The following is a 21153-nucleotide window of genomic DNA, read 5'->3' as shown; positions in this document are numbered from 1 at the left end:
AGGGAGCAGTGCGAAACCTGCTGGTGTTCGCCGAGCGTGACGACGCCGAAGAGGTGGCGGAGACGCTGGGGGAGTGGCTGGGGGAGGTGCCGAGGGTGGTGCGGGAGACGCTGGCGGGCGAGGACGACGCCGAGGACGCGCAGTGGGTGGTCGTGGTCGAGGACCTGCCCGCCGAGCTGGCCGGGAAGGTCGATGCGCTGGCCGAGGAGCACGACGGGTGGCGGGAGAGCCAGTGAACGGCAGAGCTTGTCAGCTCGTGGTGGCTGGCTGGCGGCGGGCCTTTTCCGCCAAAGCGTGTTCGTCGGTACGGGCGTCGTAGCGGCGGAACTTGGGCAGTGCCGCGGCAAGGGCGGCCACCGCGCCCACGCACAGCAGGCCGCCCACGCCCAGCGCGAAGCGGGCGCCGCCGAAGGAGGCCATCGCGCCGGCCCTGGCGTTGCCGAGCATGGGGCCGCTGGCGTACGACAGGAGTTCGATTCCGGCCAGGCGGCCGCGCAGCTCGTTCGGGATGGTCTGGTTCCACATGGTCGAGCGGAAGATGCCGCTGATCATGTCGGCGGCGCCGGCCAGCGCGAGGCAGAAGAAGACGGCGAACAGGTTCGGCAGCACGGCGGCCAGGGCCACGGCCACGCCCCAGAGCGCGGCGGCCACGATCACGCCCAGGCCGTGCCGGTGTACGCGGGCGGTCCAGCCGCCGGTCAGTGAGGCCACCAGGGCGCCGGTGGCGCTGGCGGAGTAGAGCAGGCCGACGGCCTCGGGCGCGCCGTACTGCTTGGCGAGGAACGGGAACAGCGCGGTGGACATGGCGAAGACCATCGCGGCGATGTCCACCAGGTAGGTGCCCATGAGGTCGCTGCGCCGCCAGGCGTAGCGCACGCCCTCCGCGAGCGTCTTCAGCGAGGCCGGGCGGGCCTCCTCGTGCGGCGGCACCGCGCGCATCCGCCACAGCAGCAGCAGCGACAGCGCGAAGGAGGCGGTGTCCAGGCCGTAGGCGAGGGCGGAGCCGTAGGTGGCCACGAGCAGGCCGCCCAGGGCGGGCGCGGCGATCGCGCCGATGTTCCAGCGCAGGCTGGCCAGCACCGCCGCCGACGCGAGCTGGTCGTGCCTGACGACCTGCGGGATGAGCGCCTCCAGGCTGGGCCGCTGCAGGCAGGTGATGCCCATCGCCATCGCGCCGACCACGTACAGCACCCACACCTGCGGCTGCGGCAGCAGCGCGTTGATGGTCAGCAGTCCCGAGGTGACCAGCAGGCCGATCTCGCTGAACAGCACGATCTTGCGCCGGTCGAGCGAGTCGGCGATCGCCCCGCCCCACAGCCCGCACACCACCATCGGCACGAACTCGGCCAGGCTCATCAGTCCCACGGCGACGTAGCTGCCGGTGAGCTCCATCATCTGGAACGGCAGCGCCACCATGGTGACGAACGTGCCGAACATCGTGATCACCCCGGAGACCATCAGCAGCCGGTAGTCGCGCGAGTCGCGCAGCGGGCCGAGGTCGGGTGCGATGCGTCTGATGAGGGAGAACACGAGGTGACATTGTCGGCCCAAGGCGCCCATCAGCTCAAACGGTTTTAGGCTCACGGCTTCACCCGGGAAGCGGCCGCACACGGAAAGGCCCTCCCGGCGACCGGGAGGGCCTGGCCAAGGGGTTCAGGCGGGGACCCTGTCGAAGAAGCCCAGGACCCGGCGGATCCTGCCGTCCTCGTCCAGCTCCGCCACGTCGAACCCGTCGGCGATCGGCTCGGCCCCTGGAGCGCCGAGGTGCCAGGTGAAGCGGGCCACGTTGTGGTGGGTCTCGAACATCTCACCCGGGGTGAAGACCATGCCGGGAAACATCTCCCGCGCCCCGGCGATCACCGCGGCGATCGCCTCGTGCCCGGTGACGGCGGCCAGCGGGTCGGTGTAGGCGCCGTCCTCGGCCCACAGCTCGGCGACGGCCTCGGCGCGGGCGCCGGCGTCGGCCTCGTTCCAGGCGGCCAGGTAGCGCTTGACCAGGTTCTCCATGGTGTCTCGTCCTCTCTCAGACCTGGCGGCGGGCCTTGCGCAGGCCCATGATCTGCAGCTCGGCCAGCGCGCCGACCGTCAACGCCTGGACGATGCCCCACACGGCGCCCATCGTGGTGAACGCCAGCATCCCGAACGCCACCGCGGCCACGCTGGCCAGCGTCCAGACGATGTTGACGCCGATCACGGCCTTGGTGCCCGCGGGGCTGATCTCGCGCCTGGTGCCGAGGACGGCCACGGCGGCGCCGTACGCGAGCAAGAAGGCGCCGAGCGCCCGCAGCAGTCCGGTCTCAGGGCCCAGGAGCTCGCTCAGCAGCGGCGCGGCGACCAGGTAGGCCAGGCCGTTGGCGCCGGTGACGGCGGCGTCCAGGACGAGCACGGTGCGCAGGAACTTGGTCCGGTCGGCGGTGACGGGTACGGCGGTCATCTCGGTTCTCCTCGCTGGTGGTTCCGACACGAGAACCGTGCCATCGACGGCATAACCTGCGCGATTACGCGCGAGGTAATGGAGGCGACATCCCTGGAGTAATCGGGAACGTGGCCCGCCGCGCCGTCCTCCTCGTTACTGTCTCTTTGCCATCAACCCGACACGAGGAGTGAACGATGGAGCTGCTGGCCCGCGCGCGGGAGCTCAAGTCCGAGCTGGTGCACTACGCGACGTCCGGCAGGTTCCAGCGGGAGCTGACCGCCGTGCTCGACCGCTTCTACGCCGGCGAGCCGCCCAGGGACGAGGCCAACGCCTTCCTGCCCATCGACTACTTCGTGCACCAGCACCGGCTCGCCGGCGGCGGCACGGTGCTCGACCGGTTCGTGGACGAGCACCCCGGCCTCGACCAGACCGACCGCGAGCTGCTGCTGGGCTGGAAGGACGTCGTGGAGGGCGTCCTGGAGGTGACGGGGTTCGACGGTCCCGCGCTCATCCTGTTCAACCACGTGGACGAGCTGACCTACCGCACGCTGTCCAACCTGGGCGAGGAGGCGTTCGCCCCGCTGGCCGAGGGCATGTTCGTGGTCGGCAGGCTCATCCCGCTCGGGCCCGGCTGGCTGATCAGCGCCACCCCGTCGGTCCACACCGCGCAGGCGCGCGGGACGCTGCTCGCGGCGGCCGCGCACGTGGCGCTGGAGAACCCGGCCGCCGCCTACCGCAACCCCGGCCTGCTGGCCGCCGCCCGGCGCACGCAGGCCGAGCAGCGCCGCTGCTTCATCTCCTACTTCGGCTCCGACCAGGTGGTGATGGCCGGGGCGGAGGTGGCGGGCAAGATCCGCGGCTACCTCGGCTACCAGGCCGAACGGCTGGGCGGGCGGGCCGACGCCGAGATCCCCGAGCACGTGTCGCGCGCGGAGAGCGTGGCCCTGATCTTCGACGAGAACGACGGCCTGGGCTACTACGCCGAGTTCGCCCGGCTGGCGGAGATCTTCGAGCGGCCCGGCCTGGTGGTCAGGCGCGAGGGCCGGGAGCTGGTGACGTCCTACCTCAAGGGGGACGCGGTCTCGCCGGTGCCGATCGTCCGCCTGGCCGAGCGCGACCCCGCCAAGGCCGGGGCGGTGTTCGCGGGGCTGCTGGGCCGGCCCGGGTTCCTGTGGGAGCGCAGCGGGCAGGCGCTGCTGCGCACGCACAAGCCCGGCTACTTCGACGGCCCGCGCCTGCCCACGGTCGTCCCGCCCACCCGGGCGGTCGCCGAGCACGCCGGAGGCTGAGCGCCGTTAGGCTGCGGGGCGTGCGGCTGACGATGAACAGGCTGAACCGGGCGACGCTGGCCAGGCAACTGCTCCTGCGCCGCGAGCCGATGACCGCGGCCGAGGGCGTGCGCAGGGTCGTCGCGTTGCAGGCCCAGGAGGCGGCCTCGCCGTACCTGGCGCTGTGGAACAGGCTGGCGGGCTTCGACCCGGCCGGGCTCGACGCGGCCTTCGCCGGGCAGGAGGTGGTCAAGTCCACGCTGATGCGCATCACGCTGCACGCCGTCCACGCCGGGGACTACCCGGCCTTCCACAACGCGATGGCGCCGAGCCTGCGCGGCGCGCGCCTGGGCGACCGGCGCTACACCGGCGAGGGGCTGAGCGTCGCCGACGCCGACGCGCTCCTGCCCCACCTGCTGGAGTACGCCGCGGCGCCGCGCACCAAGCCGGAGATCGAGGAGCTGATCCGCGAGCGCCTGGGCGAGCACCGGCCGCGCATGTGGTGGGCGCTGCGCACGTTCGCGCCGCTGCACCACGTGCCGACCGGCGGCCCCTGGTCGTTCGGCGCGCGGGGCGCCTTCACCGCGACCCGCCTGCCGCGCCTGGCCGCCGAGGAGCGGCAGCAGTCGGTACGCCACCTGGTCCACCGCTACCTGGAGGCGTTCGGACCGGCGTCGGTGGCCGACATCGCCCAGTTCACCCTGCTGACCAGGCCGGTGATCCGCGCCGCGACGACCGGCTTCGAGCGGTTCGAGGGCCCGGACGCTACCGTCCTGTACGACGTGCCCGGCGGCGACCTCCCCGAGGAGGACACCCCGGCCCCGCCGAGACTGCTGCCCATGTGGGACAGCGTCCTGCTGGCCTACTCCGACCGCAGCCGGGTCATCCCGCCGGACCTGCGCCGCCTGGTCACCCGCCAGAACGGCGACGTGCTGCCGACCCTGCTGGTCGACGGCCGGGTCGCCGGGGTCTGGCGGCCGGCCGAGGGCGGCATCGAGGCGACCGCGTTCGTGCCGCTGCGGGAACGGGACTGGTCGGGGCTGGCGGCCGAGGCCGAGGACCTGGTGAGGTTCCTGGCCGGGCGCGACCCCGGCGTCTACCGCCGGTACGCCCACTGGTGGGCCAAGCTCCCCCAGGGCGAGACGCGCCTGCTAGCCGCCTAGGACCTCGCGCCGCAGGTGCGTCTTGAGGATCTTGCCCCCCGGGTTGCGGGGCAGTTCGTCGTCCCTGAACCAGAAGTGGGCCGGGATCTTGAACTTGGCGATCCGCTCGGCCAGGAACGACCGGATCTCCTCCGGCGTGGTGGCGGTGCCCGGCTTGAGCCGTACCACGGCGCCGACCTCCTCGCCCAGCTCGTCGTGGGGCACGCCGATGACCGCGGCGTCGTCCACCGCAGGGTGCTCGAAGAGCGCGGCCTCGACCTCGGCGCAGTAGACGTTCTCACCGCCCCTGATGACCATGTCCTTGGCCCGGTCGACGATGTAGACGAAGCCGTCCTCGTCGATCCTGGCCAGGTCGCCGGTGTGGAGCCAGCCGCCGACGAAGGTCTCGGCGGTGGCCTGCGGCTTGTTCCAGTAGCCCATGATGACGTTGGGTCCGCGTACGCACAGCTCGCCGACCTCGCCCGCGGCCAGCGTCGCGCCCATGGGGTCGACGACCCTGACGTCCACGACCGCGGAGGGCAGGCCGATGCTGTCGGGCCTGGCCTGGTAGTCGGGGCCGCCGTTGCCGATGGCCAGCGCGGTGGTCTCGGTCATGCCGTAGCCGTTGGAGGCCGAGCGTTCGGGCATGTTCTGGTTGATGCGCTCCAGCAGCTTGGGCGGGGCGGGGGCGCCGCCGTAGCCGAGCGTGGTGAGCGAGGACAGGTCGCGCTTGCCGAAGTCGGGGTGGGACATGAGCTGCCAGGCGTTGGTCGGCACGCCGATCATCGCGGTGACCTTCTCGCGCTCGATGAGCTGCAGGGCCTGGCCGGCGTCCCACTTGTACATGAGCACCAGCCCGCCGCCGCTGAACATGGTCGTGGTCAGCGCCGAGAAGCAGCCGGTCACGTGGAACAGCGGCACCGTCAGCAGCGTCACCCTACGCACCCCGGCCGCGGCGCCGACGTCCTTGCCGGCCAGGGCGACCGCGCGCAGCAGCCCGTAGGCGACGGTCATGGGGGACTGGCCGAGGTTGCGGTGGCTGCCGAGCGCGCCCTTGGGCTGCCCGGTCGTGCCGGAGGTGTAGAAGATCGTGGCCGGGTCCTCGGGGCCCAGCTCGACGGCGGGCAGCGTGACGCCGGCGTCGACCTCGCCCATCACCTCCTCGAAGGAGCGCGTTCCTTCGGGCGCCTCGCCGCGTGCGACGATCAGCGGGACGCCGGTGCCGGTCAGCCGCGCCGCGCGCTCGCCGTCGGCGATGAGGACCTTCGCGCCGGAGTCCCGCACGCCGTAGGCGAGCTCCTGCTCGGTCCACCACGCGTTCAGCGGTACGGCAATCGCCCCGGCGGCCAGGGCCGCCGAGAAGGAGACCACCCATTCCGGGTAGTTGCGCATGGCGATGGCCACCCGGTCGCCCTTGGCCACGCCGTAGTCGGAGACGAGCCGGCCGGCGAGCGTGGCGGCGCGGCGGAAGTGCTCCTCGAACGTGATGTGCTCGTCCTCGTAGACGAGGAAGACCTTGTCCCCGTGGAAGCGGCTCATCTCCAGCAGCGCCCTGAAGTGAGCGGGCGCGTGCTTCCACGTGCGGACGCCCGTGTCGCCGATCTCCTCGGTCTCGAAGAGCTGGCCGGGGCCGGTGAGCTGGGCCTGGACCTGGGCGTGGCTGATGGACATGCGCAGAACTCCCGCGTGGCTCGGCGATCCGGACATTCACAGTACCGACCAGTAGGTACGTAAGGCTAGAGCCTTGTTCTGTGAGTGGTTATGCAGGATATGGGTGATTTGTCCGATCTCACCATGTGGACCGGAAGGCCGATCTCACTTGCATGTTCATCCTCTGTTGTGCATCATCTTTCTAAGCAAGAACATGAGTTACAGTGCATGAACATGCAGGAGGACGGATGAGGGCGGCCATCGCCGGTGCCAGCGGCTACGCCGGCGGAGAACTCCTCCGCCTGCTGCTCGGCCACCCCAAACTGCGGATCGGCGCGCTCACCGCGGCCGCCAGCGCGGGCACCCCGCTCGGCGCCCACCAGCCGCACCTGCCCCAGCTTGCCCACCGGATCGTCGAGGAAACCACCCCGCGGACCCTCGCCGACCACGACGTCGTCTTCCTGGCCCTGCCGCACGGCCGTTCGGCCGCCGTCGCCGCCGAACTCGGGCCCGACACCATCGTCGTCGACTGCGGCGCCGACCACCGGCTCACCGACCCCGCCGCGTGGCGCGAGTTCTACGGCGGCGAGCACGCCGGTAGCTGGCCGTACGGGCTGCCGGAGCTGCCCGGCCAGCGCGAGGCGCTCAAGGGCGCCCGGCGCATCGCCGTACCCGGCTGCTACCCGACCGCCGTGACTCTCGCCCTCTACCCCGCCTTCGCCGCCGGCCTGGCCGAGCCCGACGTCGTCGTGGTCGCCGCCTCCGGCACCAGCGGCGCCGGCAAGTCGCTCAAGCAGAACCTGCTCGGCAGCGAGGTCATGGGCTCGGTCAGCGCCTACGGCGTCGGCGGCGTCCACCGGCACACCCCCGAGATGGAACAGAGCCTCGGCGCGGTCGCGGGCACCGGGGTGCGGGTCTCCTTCACCCCGACGCTGGCCCCGATGAGCCGCGGCATCCTGGCCACCTGTACGGCTCCCGCCGTACCCGGACTGACCAGGCAGGCGCTGCGCGCCGCCTACCACGAGACGCTCGCCACGGAACCGTTCGTGAACCTGCTGCCCGAGGGCGTCTGGCCCGCCACCGCGATGACCTACGGCGCCAACACCGCCGCCCTGCAGGTGACGCTCGACGAGCGCGCCGGGCGCGTGATCGCCGTCATCGCCATCGACAACCTCACCAAGGGCACCGCCGGAGGCGCGATCCAGAGCGTCAACCTCGCCTGCGGCCTGCCGGAAGAGCTCGGCCTCCCCCTGACAGGAGTTGCTCCATGAGTGTGACCGCCCCGCTCGGCTTCAAGGCCGCGGGAATCGCCGCGGGCATCAAGGCAAGCGGCAACCGCGACCTGGCCCTCGTCGTCAACGAAGGACCCGCGCGCGCCGCCGCGGGCGTCTTCACCGCCAACCGCGTGAAGGCCGCCCCCGTGCTGTGGTCGGAGCAGGTCCTGCGCGGCGGCAGGGTCCGTGCGGTCGTGCTCAACTCCGGCGGCGCCAACGCCTGCACCGGGCCCGAGGGGTTCCAGGACACCCACGCCACAGCGGAGAAGGTGGCCGCGGCGCTCCAGGACTCGGCCGGCGAGATCGCGGTCTGCTCGACGGGCCTGATCGGCGAGCGGCTGCCCATGGACGCGCTGCTCGGCGGCGTCGAGACGGCCGCCGAGCAGCTCTCCCGCGACGGCGGCCTGGCCGCCGCCGACGCGATCAGGACCACCGACACCGTCTCCAAGATCTCCTTCAAGCGCGGCGACGGCTACATGGTCGGCGGCATGGCCAAGGGCGCCGGCATGCTGGCCCCCGCGCTGGCCACGATGCTCGTCGTGCTGACCACCGACGCCGACCTGACCAGCGCGGAGCTCGACACGGTCCTGCGCGGGGCCACCGCCAAGACCTTCGACCGGCTCGACGCCGACGGCTGCATGTCGACCAACGACACCGTCCTGCTGCTGGCCTCCGGCGCCGCGCAGGTCAAGCCGCCGCTGAAGGAGTTCGAGGAGAAGGTCACCGAGGTCTGCGCGGACCTGGCCAGGCAGCTCCTCGTGGACGCCGAGGGCGCCTCCAAGGCCATCGCCATCGAGGTCGTCGGCGCCGCCTCCGAGGACGACGCGGTCAAGGTCGGCCGCACCGTCGCCCGCTCGAACCTGCTCAAGTGCGCCATCCACGGCGAGGACCCCAACTGGGGCCGCGTCCTGGCCGCCGTCGGCACCACCGACGCCGTCTTCGAGCCCGAGCGCCTCAACGTCGCCATCAACGGCGTGTGGATCTGCCGGGGCGGCGCCGTCGGCGACGACCGCGACAAGGTGGACATGCGCCCCCGCGACGTCACCATCACCATCGACCTGTCGGCGGGCGCGAGCACGGCCACGATCCACACCACCGACCTGACCGCGGACTACGTCCACGAGAACTCGGCGTACTCCACATGAGGTCGGCCTCCGCGCACACCAAGGCCGCCGCCCTGATCGAGGCGCTGCCCTGGCTGGCCCGCTTCCAGGGCGCCACCGTCGTGATCAAGTACGGCGGCAACGCCATGACCGAGGACTCGCTCAAGGCGGCCTTCGCCGAGGACGTCGTCTTCCTGCGCTACGCCGGCCTCAAGCCAGTCGTCGTCCACGGCGGCGGCCCCCAGATCAGCAAGGCGCTCGACCTGCACGGCATCGAGTCGACCTTCACCGCCGGGCTGCGCGTGACCTCCCCCGAGGCCATGGAGGTCGTCAGGATGGTCCTCGTCGGCCAGGTCAACCGCGAGGTGGTCGGCCTGGTCAACCGGCACGGCCCGTTCGCGGTCGGCCTGTCGGGCGAGGACGCCAACCTGTTCACCGCCGAGCGCAAGCACGCCGTCGTCGACGGCGAGAAGGTCGACATCGGCCAGGTCGGCGAGATCGTCCACGTCGACGCCGGCGCCCTGAGCGCGCTCCTGGACGACGGCCGCATCCCGGTCGTCTCCAGCGTCGCGCGCGGCGAGGACGGCGAGATCTTCAACGTCAACGCCGACACCGCCGCCGCCGCGCTGGCCGTGGCGCTCAAGGCCGAGAAGCTCGTCGTCCTGACCGACGTCGAGGGCCTGTACGCCAACTGGCCCGACGACAGCGACGTCATCGGCAAGCTCAAGGCCGCCGAGCTCGAAGAGCTGATGCCCACCCTGTCCAGCGGCATGGTGCCCAAGATGGGCGCCTGCCTGACCGCGGTCCAGGGCGGCGTGAACCACGCCCACGTCCTCGACGGCCGCGTCCCGCACTCCCTGCTGCTCGAGATCTTCACCGACGAAGGAATCGGAACCATGGTGATGCCCTGATGTCTCTCTTCGAGAGGTTCGAGAAGTCGTTCATGCCGAACTACGGCGTCCCGCCCGTCGCGCTGGCGCGCGGCGAGGGCAGCGCGGTGTGGGACGTCGACGGCAGGCGATACCTCGACTTCATCGGCGGCATCGCGGTCAGCTCCCTCGGCCACGCCCACCCGGCCCTCGTCGAGGCGGTCTCCAAGCAGGTCGCCACCCTGGCGCACACCTCCAACCTCTTCCTGCACGAGCCCGAGATCCTGCTGGCGGAGAAACTGCTCGGCCTGCTCAAGGAACCCGCCAAGGTCTTCCTGGCCAACTCCGGCGCCGAGGCCAACGAGGCCGCGTACAAGCTCGCGCTCAAGCACGGCCGGCGCGAGGGGCGCCGCTACTTCGTCGCCGCCGAGAACGGCTTCCACGGCCGCACCATCGGCGCCCTGTCGCTGACCGGCAAGAAGGCTATCCGCGAGCCGTTCGGCCCGTTCCCCGTCGAGGTCAGGTTCGTCCCCTACGGCGACGCCGCCGCCCTGCGCGAGGCGGTCACCGGCGAGTGCATCGCGGTCTTCATGGAGCCCACCCAGGGCGAGGCCGGCGTCGTCCCGCCGCCCGACGGCTACTTCCAGGCCGTCAGGGAGGTCTGCGACTCCACCGGCGCGCTCATGGTCGCCGACGAGATCCAGTCGGCCATCGGACGCACCGGCCACTGGTTCGCCCACCAGGCCGACGGCGTCGTCCCCGACATCCTCACACTGGCCAAGGGCCTGGGCGGCGGGCTGCCCATCGGCGCCTGCGTCGGCTTCGGCGAGAGCGGCGACCTGTTCGCCAAGGGCGACCACGGCTCCACCTTCGGCGGCAACCCCGTCGCGTGCGCGGCGGCGCTGGCCGTACTGGAGAACGTGGACCTCGAACACGTGCAGAAGGTCGCCACCCAGCTCCGCACCGGCCTGGAGGCGATCGAGCACCCGCTGCTGAAGGGCGTGCGCGGCCGCGGCCTGTGGCTGGCCGCCGTCCTGACCTCCGACGTCTCCGCCGCCGTGCAGCGGGCCGCCGCCGACGCCGGCTTCCTGGTCAACGCCCTGCAGCCCGACGCGGTACGGCTCGCGCCCCCGCTCGTGGTCACCGACTCCGAGGTGCAGTCCTTCGTGGCCGCCTTCCCCAAGATCCTCACCGAGGCCACCCCATGACCAGGCACTTCCTTAAGGACGACGACCTCAGCCCGGCCGAGCAGGCCGAGGTGCTGGACCTGGCCGCCGCCATGAAGAAGGACCGCCACGGCTACCGCCCCTTCGAAGGGCCGAAGACCGTCGCCGTCCTGTTCGACAAGCCCTCCACCAGGACCCGCGTCTCCTTTGCCGTCGGTATCGGCGAGCTGGGCGGCCTGCCCCTGATCATCGACGGCGGCTCCTCCCAGATGGGCCGCGGCGAGCCGATCGAGGACAGCGCCCGCGTCCTGGAACGCCAGTGCGCCGCCATCGTCTGGCGCACCTCCGGCCAGGAGCGCATCGAGGCGATGGCCGCGGGCACCGCGGTCCCGGTCGTCAACGCGCTGACCGACGCCTACCACCCCTGCCAGATCCTCGCCGACCTGCAGACCGTCCGCGAGCGCTTCGGCACCGCCAAGGGCCAGACCCTCGCCTACGTCGGCGACGGCGCCAACAACATGGCCCACTCCTACCTGCTGGGCGGCGCCACCGCCGGCATGCACGTACGCGTCGGCGCGCCCAACGGCTACCAGCCCGACGCCGTCGTCCTCGACCGGGCCGCCGCCATCGCCGCCAGGACCGGCGGCTCCGTGCTCTCGCTGAGCGACCCGGCCGCCGCCGTCCAGGGCGCGCACGTCATCGCCACCGACACCTGGGTCTCCATGGGCCAGGACGGCAAGGACGCGCGCGTCGCCGCCCTCATGCCCTTCCAGGTCAACGACGAGCTCCTCGCCTACGCCGCGGGCGACGCGATCGTCCTGCACTGCCTGCCCGCCTACCGCGGCTACGAGATCACCGCCGACGTCCTCGACGGCCCGCGCAGCGCCGTCTGGGACCAGGCGGAGAACCGCCTGCACGCCCAGAAGGCGCTGCTGCACTGGCTGGTGGGCAACTGACATGACCATCCCGATGACCAAGGTCGCCCGCCAGGCGAAGATCACCGAGCTACTGCAGCGGCAGGCCGTCCGCTCGCAGCCCGAGCTGGCCAAGCTGCTGGCCGAGAGCGGCGTCGAGGTCACCCAGGCGACGCTCTCGCGCGACCTCGACGAGCTCGGCGCGCTCAAACTGCGCGCCGAGGACGGCTCGCTGGTGTACGCGCTGCCCGGCGAGGGCGGCGGCCGCATCCCGCTGGCCAGGCTCGGCACCGGCGAGACCCCGGCCGCCAGGCTCCACCGCATCGCCGAGGAGCTTCTGGTCTCGGCCGAGGCCAGCGCGAACCTGGTCATCGTGAAGACCCCGCCGGGCGCGGCTCAGTTCCTCGCCTCGGCCATCGACCACGCCGACTGGGAGTCGATCCTCGGCTGCGTGGCCGGCGACGACACCGTCCTGGTCATCGCCCGCGACCCGCAGGGCGGCGCCGGCGTCGCGCAGTCGCTGCTCAAGGTGGCCGACCGACGAAGCTAGCCCGCGTCACCGCGGGCTGTTCACGCCATCGTCAGCGACCAACCAGGAGACATCACCATGACCGAGAAAGTGGTCCTCGCCTACTCCGGCGGCCTCGACACCTCCGTCGCCATCCCGTACCTCGCCGAGAAGATGAACGCCGAGGTGATCGCCGTCGCGGTCGACCTCGGCCAGGGCGGCGAGGACATGGACGTCATCCAGAAGCGCGCCCTCGACTGCGGCGCGGCCGAGTCCGTCGTCGTCGACGCGAAGGAGGAGTTCGCCGCCGACTTCTGCCTGCCCGCGCTGCGCGCCAACGCGCTCTACATGGACCGCTACCCGCTGGTCTCCTCGCTCTCGCGCCCGCTCATCGTCAAGCACCTGGTGAGCGCCGCCAAGCGCTACGGCGGCACGATCGTCTCCCACGGCTGCACCGGCAAGGGCAACGACCAGGTCCGCTTCGAGGCCGGCCTCGCCGCCCTCGCCCCCGACCTGCGCGTCGTCGCGCCCGCCCGCGACTTCGCCTGGACCCGCGACAAGGCCATCGAGTACGCCGAGTCGAGGAACCTGCCGATCGAGACCAGCAAGAAGAACCCGTTCTCCATCGACCAGAACCTGTGGGGCCGCGCCGTCGAGACCGGCTTCCTGGAGGACATCTGGAACGGCCCCACCGAGGACGTCTACGCCTACACCGCCGACCCGGCCCAGCCGCGCGCCGCCGACGAGGTCGTCATCACGTTCGAGGCGGGCGTGCCGGTCAAGCTCGACGGGCGGGCGCTGACGCCGTACCAGATCGTCGCGGAGATGAACGCCCGCGCCGGCGCGCAGGGCGTGGGCCGCATCGACATGGTCGAGGACCGCCTGGTCGGCATCAAGTCGCGTGAGGTCTACGAGGCGCCGGGCGCCCTCGCCCTCATCGCCGCCCACATGGAGCTGGAGAACGTCACCGTTGAGCGGGACCTGGCGCGCTTCAAGCGGGGCGTGGACCAGCGCTGGAGCGAGCTCGTCTACGACGGACTGTGGTTCTCGCCGCTGAAGGACGCCCTGGACGCGCTCATCGACGAGGCCCAGAAGCACGTCAGCGGCGACATCCGGATGACGCTGCACGCCGGCAAGGCCGTGGTCACCGGCCGGCGCTCACAGGAGTCGCTGTACGACTTCTCGCTGGCCACCTACGACACCGGCGACACCTTCGACCAGTCGCTGGCCAAGGGATTCGTGCAGCTCTTCTCGCTGCCCGCGAAGATCGCGGCCGCCCGGGACGCCAACCGGGCCTGAGGTGCACTATGGTCGCGGAGGACTTCGCTGTGGAGATTGAGGAGCTGACGGTGAGTGATGGAAAGCCGATGAGGCTGTGGGGCGGACGCTTCGAAGGTGGTCCGGCCGACGCGCTGACCCGGCTGTCGGTGAGCGTGCACTTCGACTGGCGGCTCGTGCCGTACGACCTGGCCGCGTCCAGGGCGCACGCGCGGGTCCTGCACCGGGCGGGGCTGCTCACGCAGGACGAGCTCGAGCGCATGATCGGCGCGCTCGACGACCTGGAGGCCGCCTGCAAGTCGGGCGAGTTCCGGCCCACCGTCGCCGACGAGGACGTGCACACGGCCCTGGAACGCGGCCTGCTGGAGCGCCTCGGCGCGCTCGGCGGCAAGCTGCGCGCGGGACGCTCGCGCAACGACCAGATCGCCACCGACCTGCGGCTCTACCTGCGCGACCACGCCCGCACGATCGTCTTCAGGCTCGTCGAGCTGGAGACGGCGCTCATGGCGCAGGCCGAGCAGCACGCCGAGACCGCCGCCCCGGGCATGACGCACCTGCAGCACGCCCAGCCGGTCTCCTTCGGCCACCAGTTGCTCGCCCACGTGCACGCCTTCGCCCGCGACATCGACCGCCTCACCGACTGGGACAAGCGCGCCGCGGTCTCCCCGCTCGGCGCCGGCGCCCTGGCCGGCTCGTCGCTGCCGCTCGACCCCGAGGCCGTCGCCGACGAGCTCGGCTTCTCCTCGGCCGCGCCCAACTCCATGGACGCCGTCGCCGAGCGCGACTTCGCCGCCGAGTTCCTCTTCGACGCCGCGATGATCGGCATGCACCTGTCGCGGCTGGGCGAGGAGATCGTCCTGTGGGCCTCGCAGGAGTTCCGCTGGATCGAGATGGACGACGCCTACTCCACCGGCTCCTCGATCATGCCGCAGAAGAAGAACCCCGACGTGGCGGAGCTGGCCCGCGGCAAGTCCGGCCGCCTGATCGGCAACCTCATGTCGCTGCTGACCGTGCTGAAGGGCCTGCCGCTCACCTACAACCGCGACCTGCAGGAGGACAAGGAGCCGGTGTTCGACTCCGTCGACACCCTCCTGCTCGTGCTGCCCGCGATGGCCGGGCTCGTGGCCACCATGCGGGTCAACACCGCCCGGCTGCGGGCCACCGCCTCCGACGGCTTTGCCCTGGCCACCGACCTGGCCGAGCTGCTCGTCCGCAAGGGCGTCGCCTTCCGCGACGCCCACGAGGCCGTCGGCCACCTGGTCGTCTACTGCCAGGTCAACGACGTCGAGCTCGGCGACGTCAGCGACGAGGACCTGCTCAAGGTCTCCCCGCACCTGACCCCCGACGTGCGCGACGTCCTCAACGTGCCCGGCGCCCTGGCCGCCCGCAAGGCGCCCGGCGGCACCGCGCCCGACCGGGTCCGCGACCAGCTCGTCACGCTGCGCGAGGCCGTCGACGCGCAGGCCGCTTGGGCGGCCGGATCCTGAAGCCGCTGCCGCGCTCCTTCTTCGACCGGCCCTCGCACGAGGTCGCGCCCGACCTGCTCGGGCGCGTCCTCGTCCACGGCCCCGTCGCCCTGCGCCTGACCGAGGTCGAGGCGTACGGCGGGCCGGGCGAGGACCCGGCGGCCCACACCTACCGGGGCAAGACGCCGCGCAACGCCGTGATGTTCGGCCCGCCCGGCCACCTGTACGTGTACTTCACCTACGGCATGCACTACTGCGCCAACCTGGTCTGCTTGCCCGAGGACCACGGCTCCGCGGTGCTGCTGCGCGCGGGGGAGATCGTCGAGGGCGCGGACACCGCCCGCTCGCGGCGGACCGCCCCCGGCGCGGCGGCCAGGCGGCTGCCCGAGCGCGACCTCGCGCGCGGCCCCGCCCGGCTCGCGGTCGCGCTCGGCCTGCACCGCGAGCACAACGGGCTCGACGCCATCCACACCGGCTCAGGCGCCCTCGCCGTGTACGCGGGCGAGCCGCCCGAGCCCGGCCTGGTCAGGTCCGGGCCGCGCACCGGGATCTCCACCGCCAAGGACGTGCCGTGGCGCTTCTGGATCGACGGTGACCCGACCGTCTCGCCCTACAAGGCTCACGTACCCCGGCGGCGCAGCGCGGCGGCCACCTCGGTGGGGGACACGCCCAGCTCGTGAGGGCTGAAGATGTGCAGGTTGTCCCCGGTGTCGATCTCCAGCATCTCGCTGCGCAGGCCGAACCGGGTGCGCACGTCCACCTTGACGTCCTGGATCTGCTCCCACGGCACGTGCCTGTGGCCGGCGTACCCCTGGACGACCGTGATGCCGCTCTCGTCGGCGCTCAGCCGTACCGGGACCAGGAGGTCGCGCAGCGCCATGGCGCCGACCAGCAGCGTCGCGGGGACGGCCAGGATCATCCCGCGGGTGTCTCCCGCCAGCCACCAGTAGACGGCGAGAGCCGCACACACGACAGCCCCTAGGATCTTGAGAGCGGCCAGCTCGCGACGGACCTTCCACATGGAGACCGAGCGTATCCAAGTGGCGCGCATCCGTATGGATCGGGCAGGCTGGTACCCACAACCACTACCTGGAAAGCCGAGATCGTGACCGACATTCTCGATGACCTCGCCTGGCGCGGCCTGATCGCGCAGTCCACCGACCTCGACGCCCTGCGCGCGTCGCTGGCGACGGGTCCGATCACGGCCTATTGCGGGTTCGACCCCACCGCGCCCTCTCTGCACGTGGGCAACCTGGTGCCGCTGTTCACGCTGGCCAGGATCCAGCAGGCGGGCCACCGGGCCATCGGCCTGGTCGGCGGCGCCACCGGCCTCATCGGCGACCCGGGCGGGCGCAGCACCGAGCGGGCGCTCAACCCGGCCGAGGTCGTGGCCGAGTGGGTGGCGAAGATCCGGGTGCAGGTGGAGCGCTTCCTCGACCTTTCCGACGAGGCGCGCGGCGTCATGGTCAGCAACCTCGACTGGACCGCCGGGCTGTCGGCGATCGACTTCCTGCGCGACGTCGGCAAGCACTTCCCGGTCAACCGCATGCTCGCCCGCGAGGTCGTCGCGGCGCGCCTGGCCGGCGAGGGGCTCAGCTACACCGAGTTCAGCTACCAGTTGCTGCAGTCCAACGACTACCTGGAGCTCTACCGCCGCTTCGGCTGCACGCTGCAGCTCGGCGGCAGCGACCAGTGGGGCAACATCACCGCGGGCGTCGACTTCATCAGGCGGGTCGAGGGCGCGCACGTGCACGCCCTGACCGTCCCGCTGATCACCAAGGCCGACGGCACCAAGTTCGGCAAGACCGCCGGCGGCGCGGTGTGGCTCAACTCCGAGATGACCTCGCCCTACGCCTTCTACCAGTTCTGGCTCAACTCCGACGACCGCGACATCGTGAAGTTCCTCAAGATCTTCAGCTTCCGCTCGCGCGAGGAGATCGAGGCGCTGGAGAAGTCCGTCGCCGAGCGGCCCTTCGCCCGTGAGGCGCAGCGGGCGCTGGCCGAGGAGTTCACCACGCTGCTGCACGGCGCCGACGAACTGGTCAAGGTGCAGGCGGCGTCCAAGGCGCTGTTCGGGCAGGGCTCGCTGGAGGAGCTCGACGCCGCCACGCTCGGGGCGGCGCTGTCGGAGGTGCCCAAGGCGGCCGTGCCCGCGCTCGGCGCCCCGTTCGTCGATCTGCTGGCCGAGAGCGGGCTGGTGGAGTCGAAGTCGGCGGCCAGGCGCGCGGTCAAGGAGGGCGGCGCCTACCTCAACAACGTGAAGATCACCGACGAGGCGTACGTGCCCACGGCCGACGACCTGCTGCAGGGCCGCTTCCTGGTGCTGCGCCGCGGCAAGAAGTCGATCGGCGGCGTCGAGGTCGGCTGAGACGCGGACGGGCCCGCCCCCAGCACAGGGGGCGGGCCCGTCTCTTTGCCGTCAGTGCCGCCCCTCCTCGGGCTCGTCGGCGTTGAGCGGGGCCAGCCGATCGGCCGGGGTCTGCCCGTGCGGCCGGGTACGCTCGCCGCGCGCCAGCGCCGCGGTGTCCGGGTAGTCCGTGACGAAGGCGTCCACGCCCAGCGCCAGATGCGCCCGGTACTCCGCCAGCGCGTCACCGTGCTCGGTCGGCACCGCGCCGCGCCGCAGTTGCAGCGGCAGGTACTGGTTCTCGCTCCGGAACGTGTACACGCCGATCTTGAGGCCGGCCTTGTGCGCGTCGGCGACGAGCGAGGTGGGGGCGCCGGTGCTGCCGTCCGGGTTCAGGGGGATGGCCGAGGACTTGTCCGGTCCGATCCACTGCGCGTAGTCGGCGATCTTCGCCAGTCCCTCGGGCTTCATCATGTCGGCGTATGTCGTCGGGTCGCCCTCCGCCTTCAGGTCGTACGGCTGGCCCGTCGTCCCCAGTGCCTGCCACAGCGGCACCCGCAGCGCGCCGGCCACCCGCTTGAGGCTCGACGGCTCGAACGACTGCACCACCACGGGCCCGCGCGGCCGGTTCAGCCCGTTGCGCCGGACCGTCTCGATCAGCTTCTCCTCCAGCGGCAGCCCGATCGAGCGGAAATAGGTCGGATGCTTGGTCTCGGGGAAGACGCCGACCTCGCGGTCGTACTTCTTGGAGAGCTTCTTGGCCAGGTCGAGCACCTCCTGGAAGGTCATGACCTGGTAGTAGCCGTTGTAGACCGTGTTGCGCTGGCGAATGGCCGGCAGCCGCTCCACCGCGCGCAGCGTCTTGAGCTCGGCCAGCGTGAAGTCCTCGGTGAACCAGCCGGTGACGTTGCGCCCGTCGACGACCTTCGTGGTCCTGCGCCCGGCGAACTCCGATCGCGCCGAGACGTCGGTGGTGCCGGAGATCTCGTTCTCGTGCCGCACGACCAGCACGTGGTCCTTGGTCGGCACCAGGTCGGGCTCGATCCAGTCGGCGCCCATGGCCACCGCTAGCTCGTAGCTGCCCTGGGTGTGCTCGGGACGGTGCCCGGCCGAGCCGCGGTGGCCGATGACCACGACCTGCTCGGGACGGTGGTCGTCGGCGGAGGCCGCGCTCGCTCCCGCTCCGGTGAGAGGGGTCAGGACGGCGAGCGTGGTCGCTGCGATCTTTCGCACGTGGAACTCCCTGCGGCGCCAGCGCCGGAGACTCTCACCGGTCGATCACCGCGGCGATTATGGTATGGACCGAAACCTCGATTTGGGCCAATAACCGCGAAACTTCGGATGACAAGCTCGCTCAGGGTTCAGCGACGCGTGAACAGCGCCACCGTGATGCCGGGGATCTCCGCCGAATGCCAGGCGGAGGCCTGCTCGAAGCCCGCCTCCCGCACGGCCGCGATCCGCGGCAGCTTCGCCGTCCTCGCCCCGCGCCACAGCATCCAGACCCGCTCGCGCCCTTCCAGCGCGGCGGCCACGTCGTCACGCTCCGGCCAGGCGAAGCCGTGCGCCTCCGGCTCCGGGGACCCCAGGAGCACGTCGTCGGGCAGCGGCTTGTCGGCGTAGTAGAGCACGCCCTTGCGCTCGGAGCTCTGGCCGTAGACGAGCGCGTCGCCGGGCCGCGTCTTGATCCTGGCGAGCGCTCCGGGGAAGTCGGCATAACGCCCGTTGTAGTCGCGCACGTCCAGATGAGCCGGTACGGCCAGCGCGATCGTCACCCCCGCCAGCACCGCCCCCGCGACGACGGGAAGCCGGGGCACGCTCGCCGCGGCCAGCCCCGCCAGGAGGGCCAGCGCCGGAGTGGTGACAAAGAGGTAGCGGTCCACGTACACAGGTGTCACCAGATGGGAGACCGCCAGCAGCAGCACCGGCGGCAGCACCAGCCAGGCCAGCAGCGCGGGCGTCTCCTTCGCGCGCCACGTCAGCGCCGCCCCGGCCAGCGCCACCGCGAACAGCAGCAGACCGACCTCCATCGAGTCCGCCGCCATCTTGGGGAACTTGAGCAGGATGTCGGGGCCGCGCTGGGGGATCCAGCTGATGGCGTGGCGCTCGCCGTACCCGATCAGACCGAGGGCGACGGCGGGCAGGCCGCCTATGGCGAGTGCCGCCAGCATGCGCACCCAGGTCGCGCGGCGCGCGAGCAGCAGGTGCGCGGGCAACGTGAGCACGGCGAACAGATGGGTGCAGCACACGAGCGCGACCGCCCCGCCGTAAAGGACCCAGCGTCCGGTACGGCGCGGCTCCTCGATCGCCCGGTGCAGTGCCCAGAAGGCGAAGACCACCGCGGCTGCGGCGAACGCGTAGGACCGGGCGAAGGCCCCGTAATACGACACGGAGGGTAGCGCCGTGAAGATCACCGCGGCCGTCACGCCCGCGGTCGTCCCGCTCAGGCGGCGGCCCAGATCGGTCAGGAACCAGGCGGCGACGCCGATCGCCAGCGCCGAGGGCAGGCGCAGCCACAGCTCCGCGGTGCCGGCCTTCACCCACAGGTGCATGAAGAGGTAGTACGGCAGAAAATGGCCGTCGATGTGCTGCGACAGTTCCCACAGCCCGGCCAGTGAGCGCCGCGCCGCGCTCACCGTGGCGAGCTCGTCGCCGTTGAGCGAGGCGACGCCGGAGCCGGACAGCGCCACGGCGGCTGCCAGTGCGGCCATCGGCCAGGGGAGCCAGGCGTACGCGCGGGTCGCCGGCGGGGCTGGGCGGATGATCGTGGCAGTCACCGGGGAAGAATACTGTCGAAACATGAGCGACGTGATTCTGTTCGACCTTTATGGGGTTATCGCCCGCACACAGACTGAGCAGGCGCGGGAGCGGATCGTGAACCTGGCGGGGGTGCCGGGGGAGCGGTTCTGGAGCGCCTACTGGGACTGCCGTCCCGAGTACGACGCGGGGCTGGGCAGCGAGGCGTACTGGGCGAACGTCGCCACGCGCCTCGGGACCGCCTTCGCCGACGTGCCCGCGCTGATCGAGGCCGACCTGGAGAGCTGGTCGCAGTCCGACCCCGAGATGGTGGCGCTGGTGAACGAGCTGGCCGACGCCGGCCGGACCCTCGGCCTGCTGTCGAACATCATCGAGGACCTGGTCCCGGTGTGGGAGCGCAGCGCCTGGCTGGAGCGCTTCGCCGCGCGGACGTTCTCCTGCCGGATCGGGGTGGCCAAGCCGGACCCGCGGGCCTACGAGGTCGCGGCCGAGCAGCTCGGGGTGCCGGTGGAGCGGATCCTGTTCCTCGACGACAACGAGGTGAACGTGCGGGCGGCGCGGGAGGTGGGGATGGCGGCGGCGGTGTTCACGTCGGCCGCGCAGGTCAGGAAGCTGGTCGGCGCCGCGCCGACGTGGTGATTTGACGTCGCGCCGATCGCGACCTAGTCTTTGTTTTCGCCCCGGGAGCGATCCGGACGCCGTGTCAGGCGGACGGGCCCCAGGGCACAACCCCTTGAGACTCCGTCTCGGGTACGCGTAGAGCCACCGGAAAATCCGTTGATTCGACACGCCCATGATGGCACGGTAAGTTTTAAGGGCTTCTTGCTGCTCGGAATTTGTGAAACGTCGAATTCAAACGATTTGACAGGAAACAAGCCGGGTGAAAGAATAAAGGCACAACGGAACACCGTTTCTTGAGAACTCAACAGTGTGTTAAAAGCCAGTGCATGAAGTTTCATGCAACACCTCGTCTGTATTGATGAGATTTGCTTGGTTCA

General features: G+C 71.4%; 21 protein-coding genes. 14 read left to right on the top strand and 7 right to left on the bottom strand.

All coding sequences use genetic code 11. From position 1 onward, the window contains the following. Positions 1-8: 8 nt before the first annotated feature. Entirely contained in the window at positions 9-236 is a 228-nt protein-coding gene (locus ACIBEJ_RS50135; RefSeq protein WP_397190134.1) for a hypothetical protein, read from the top strand. A gap of 13 nt (positions 237-249) precedes the next feature. Here ACIBEJ_RS50135 and ACIBEJ_RS50130 read toward each other — a convergent pair whose 3' ends face one another. The 3 genes from ACIBEJ_RS50130 to ACIBEJ_RS50120 form a co-directional block, all read right to left on the bottom strand. Then, a complete protein-coding gene (locus tag ACIBEJ_RS50130) occupies positions 250-1530 on the bottom strand; it encodes an MFS transporter (RefSeq protein ID WP_397190133.1) in 1281 nt (426 codons plus the stop codon). A 123-nt stretch (positions 1531-1653) separates the two neighbouring features. Further along, a complete protein-coding gene (locus ACIBEJ_RS50125; protein WP_397190132.1) occupies positions 1654-2007 on the bottom strand; it encodes a nuclear transport factor 2 family protein in 354 nt (117 codons plus the stop codon). 16 nt (positions 2008-2023) lie between these two features. After that, complete coding sequence (locus tag ACIBEJ_RS50120) at positions 2024-2434, bottom strand: hypothetical protein (protein WP_397190131.1); 411 nt, start codon at positions 2432-2434, stop codon at positions 2024-2026. A 176-nt stretch (positions 2435-2610) separates the two neighbouring features. On the opposite strand from ACIBEJ_RS50120, the gene ACIBEJ_RS50115 reads away from it, so the two are divergent. Further along, positions 2611-3705 carry a hypothetical protein gene (locus ACIBEJ_RS50115; protein WP_397190130.1) on the top strand — a complete coding sequence of 365 codons (1095 nt, stop codon included), beginning with the start codon at positions 2611-2613 and terminating at the stop codon, positions 3703-3705. Between the two features lie 20 nt (positions 3706-3725). Further along, the gene (locus tag ACIBEJ_RS50110; RefSeq protein WP_397190129.1) at positions 3726-4847 is read left to right on the top strand and encodes a winged helix DNA-binding domain-containing protein; all 1122 of its coding nucleotides are present in this window, start codon (positions 3726-3728) and stop codon (positions 4845-4847) included. Here ACIBEJ_RS50110 and ACIBEJ_RS50105 read toward each other — a convergent pair. After that, positions 4836-6497: a class I adenylate-forming enzyme family protein gene (locus tag ACIBEJ_RS50105; protein ID WP_397190128.1), complete on the bottom strand. Its 1662-nt coding sequence runs from the start codon at positions 6495-6497 to the stop codon at positions 4836-4838. The genes ACIBEJ_RS50110 and ACIBEJ_RS50105 overlap by 12 nt on opposite strands. 227 nt (positions 6498-6724) lie before the next feature. Here ACIBEJ_RS50105 and argC point away from each other — a divergent pair, with 227 nt between their 5' ends. From argC to ACIBEJ_RS50060, 9 genes are read left to right on the top strand one after another with little or no spacing between them, the layout of a single operon-like run. Beyond that, complete coding sequence (argC, locus tag ACIBEJ_RS50100; RefSeq protein ID WP_397190127.1) at positions 6725-7747, top strand: N-acetyl-gamma-glutamyl-phosphate reductase; 1023 nt, start codon at positions 6725-6727, stop codon at positions 7745-7747. Next, positions 7744-8895 (top strand): bifunctional glutamate N-acetyltransferase/amino-acid acetyltransferase ArgJ, encoded by a 1152-nt coding sequence (gene argJ, locus ACIBEJ_RS50095; RefSeq protein WP_397190126.1) that lies wholly within the window; start codon positions 7744-7746, stop codon positions 8893-8895. The genes argC and argJ overlap by 4 nt, the downstream gene beginning before the upstream one ends. Beyond that, a complete protein-coding gene (argB, locus tag ACIBEJ_RS50090) occupies positions 8892-9764 on the top strand; it encodes an acetylglutamate kinase (RefSeq protein WP_397190125.1) in 873 nt (290 codons plus the stop codon). The genes argJ and argB overlap by 4 nt, the downstream gene beginning before the upstream one ends. Then, positions 9764-10930, top strand: coding sequence for an acetylornithine transaminase (locus tag ACIBEJ_RS50085; protein WP_397190124.1), 1167 nt, complete (start codon positions 9764-9766; stop codon positions 10928-10930). The genes argB and ACIBEJ_RS50085 overlap by 1 nt, the downstream gene beginning before the upstream one ends. Further along, a complete protein-coding gene (gene argF, locus ACIBEJ_RS50080) occupies positions 10927-11844 on the top strand; it encodes an ornithine carbamoyltransferase (protein WP_397190123.1) in 918 nt (305 codons plus the stop codon). Before ACIBEJ_RS50085 ends, argF begins: the two co-directional genes overlap by 4 nt. Position 11845: 1 nt before the next feature. After that, the gene (locus ACIBEJ_RS50075; RefSeq protein ID WP_379627459.1) at positions 11846-12352 is read left to right on the top strand and encodes an arginine repressor; all 507 of its coding nucleotides are present in this window, start codon (positions 11846-11848) and stop codon (positions 12350-12352) included. Positions 12353-12409: 57 nt separating this feature from the next. After that, complete coding sequence (locus ACIBEJ_RS50070) at positions 12410-13609, top strand: argininosuccinate synthase (RefSeq protein WP_397190122.1); 1200 nt, start codon at positions 12410-12412, stop codon at positions 13607-13609. Positions 13610-13617: 8 nt separating this feature from the next. Continuing rightward, positions 13618-15075, top strand: a complete 1458-nt coding sequence (gene argH, locus ACIBEJ_RS50065) for an argininosuccinate lyase (protein WP_397190121.1) — start codon at positions 13618-13620, stop codon at positions 15073-15075. After that, on the top strand, positions 15057-15734 hold the full coding sequence (locus tag ACIBEJ_RS50060) for a DNA-3-methyladenine glycosylase (RefSeq protein ID WP_397190120.1): 678 nt from the start codon (positions 15057-15059) through the stop codon (positions 15732-15734). The genes argH and ACIBEJ_RS50060 overlap by 19 nt, the downstream gene beginning before the upstream one ends. Here ACIBEJ_RS50060 and ACIBEJ_RS50055 read toward each other — a convergent pair. After that, entirely contained in the window at positions 15674-16075 is a 402-nt protein-coding gene (locus tag ACIBEJ_RS50055; RefSeq protein ID WP_397190119.1) for a PH domain-containing protein, read from the bottom strand. The genes ACIBEJ_RS50060 and ACIBEJ_RS50055 overlap by 61 nt on opposite strands. 84 nt (positions 16076-16159) lie before the next feature. Here ACIBEJ_RS50055 and tyrS point away from each other — a divergent pair, with 84 nt between their 5' ends. Further along, positions 16160-17422, top strand: coding sequence for a tyrosine--tRNA ligase (tyrS, locus tag ACIBEJ_RS50050; protein ID WP_397190118.1), 1263 nt, complete (start codon positions 16160-16162; stop codon positions 17420-17422). Between the two features lie 51 nt (positions 17423-17473). On the opposite strand, the gene ACIBEJ_RS50045 is transcribed toward tyrS, so the two are convergent. Together ACIBEJ_RS50045 and ACIBEJ_RS50040 are read right to left on the bottom strand one after the other, a co-directional pair. After that, a complete protein-coding gene (locus ACIBEJ_RS50045) occupies positions 17474-18634 on the bottom strand; it encodes a glycerophosphodiester phosphodiesterase (protein ID WP_397190117.1) in 1161 nt (386 codons plus the stop codon). 128 nt (positions 18635-18762) lie between these two features. Then, a complete protein-coding gene (locus ACIBEJ_RS50040) occupies positions 18763-20175 on the bottom strand; it encodes a glycosyltransferase family 39 protein (RefSeq protein ID WP_397190116.1) in 1413 nt (470 codons plus the stop codon). A 22-nt stretch (positions 20176-20197) separates the two neighbouring features. On the opposite strand from ACIBEJ_RS50040, the gene ACIBEJ_RS50035 reads away from it, so the two are divergent. Then, a complete protein-coding gene (locus ACIBEJ_RS50035) occupies positions 20198-20794 on the top strand; it encodes an HAD family hydrolase (protein ID WP_397190115.1) in 597 nt (198 codons plus the stop codon). The last annotated feature ends 359 nt before the right edge of the window (positions 20795-21153 follow it).

The organism is Nonomuraea sp. NPDC050790, from assembly GCF_044456745.1.
Classification (GTDB): domain Bacteria; phylum Actinomycetota; class Actinomycetes; order Streptosporangiales; family Streptosporangiaceae; genus Nonomuraea.
Note: the sequence above shows the minus strand (reverse complement) of the source record. Positions and strands in the feature narration are given on the sequence as shown.

Excerpts from the sequence above, each read along its gene's own strand:
- ACIBEJ_RS50125 (WP_397190132.1), bottom strand. The coding sequence starts at position 2,007 with ATGGAGAACCTGGTCAAGCGCTACCTGGCCGCCTGGAACGAGGCCGAC.
- ACIBEJ_RS50120 (WP_397190131.1), bottom strand. The coding sequence starts at position 2,434 with ATGACCGCCGTACCCGTCACCGCCGACCGGACCAAGTTCCTGCGCACC.
- ACIBEJ_RS50115 (WP_397190130.1), top strand. The coding sequence starts at position 2,611 with ATGGAGCTGCTGGCCCGCGCGCGGGAGCTCAAGTCCGAGCTGGTGCAC.
- ACIBEJ_RS50105 (WP_397190128.1), bottom strand. The coding sequence starts at position 6,497 with ATGTCCATCAGCCACGCCCAGGTCCAGGCCCAGCTCACCGGCCCCGGC.
- argC (WP_397190127.1), top strand. The coding sequence starts at position 6,725 with ATGAGGGCGGCCATCGCCGGTGCCAGCGGCTACGCCGGCGGAGAACTC.
- argJ (WP_397190126.1), top strand. The coding sequence starts at position 7,744 with ATGAGTGTGACCGCCCCGCTCGGCTTCAAGGCCGCGGGAATCGCCGCG.
- argB (WP_397190125.1), top strand. The coding sequence starts at position 8,892 with ATGAGGTCGGCCTCCGCGCACACCAAGGCCGCCGCCCTGATCGAGGCG.
- ACIBEJ_RS50085 (WP_397190124.1), top strand. The coding sequence starts at position 9,764 with ATGTCTCTCTTCGAGAGGTTCGAGAAGTCGTTCATGCCGAACTACGGC.
- argF (WP_397190123.1), top strand. The coding sequence starts at position 10,927 with ATGACCAGGCACTTCCTTAAGGACGACGACCTCAGCCCGGCCGAGCAG.
- ACIBEJ_RS50075 (WP_379627459.1), top strand. The coding sequence starts at position 11,846 with ATGACCATCCCGATGACCAAGGTCGCCCGCCAGGCGAAGATCACCGAG.
- ACIBEJ_RS50070 (WP_397190122.1), top strand. The coding sequence starts at position 12,410 with ATGACCGAGAAAGTGGTCCTCGCCTACTCCGGCGGCCTCGACACCTCC.
- argH (WP_397190121.1), top strand. The coding sequence starts at position 13,618 with ATGGTCGCGGAGGACTTCGCTGTGGAGATTGAGGAGCTGACGGTGAGT.
- ACIBEJ_RS50055 (WP_397190119.1), bottom strand. The coding sequence starts at position 16,075 with ATGTGGAAGGTCCGTCGCGAGCTGGCCGCTCTCAAGATCCTAGGGGCT.
- ACIBEJ_RS50035 (WP_397190115.1), top strand. The coding sequence starts at position 20,198 with ATGAGCGACGTGATTCTGTTCGACCTTTATGGGGTTATCGCCCGCACA.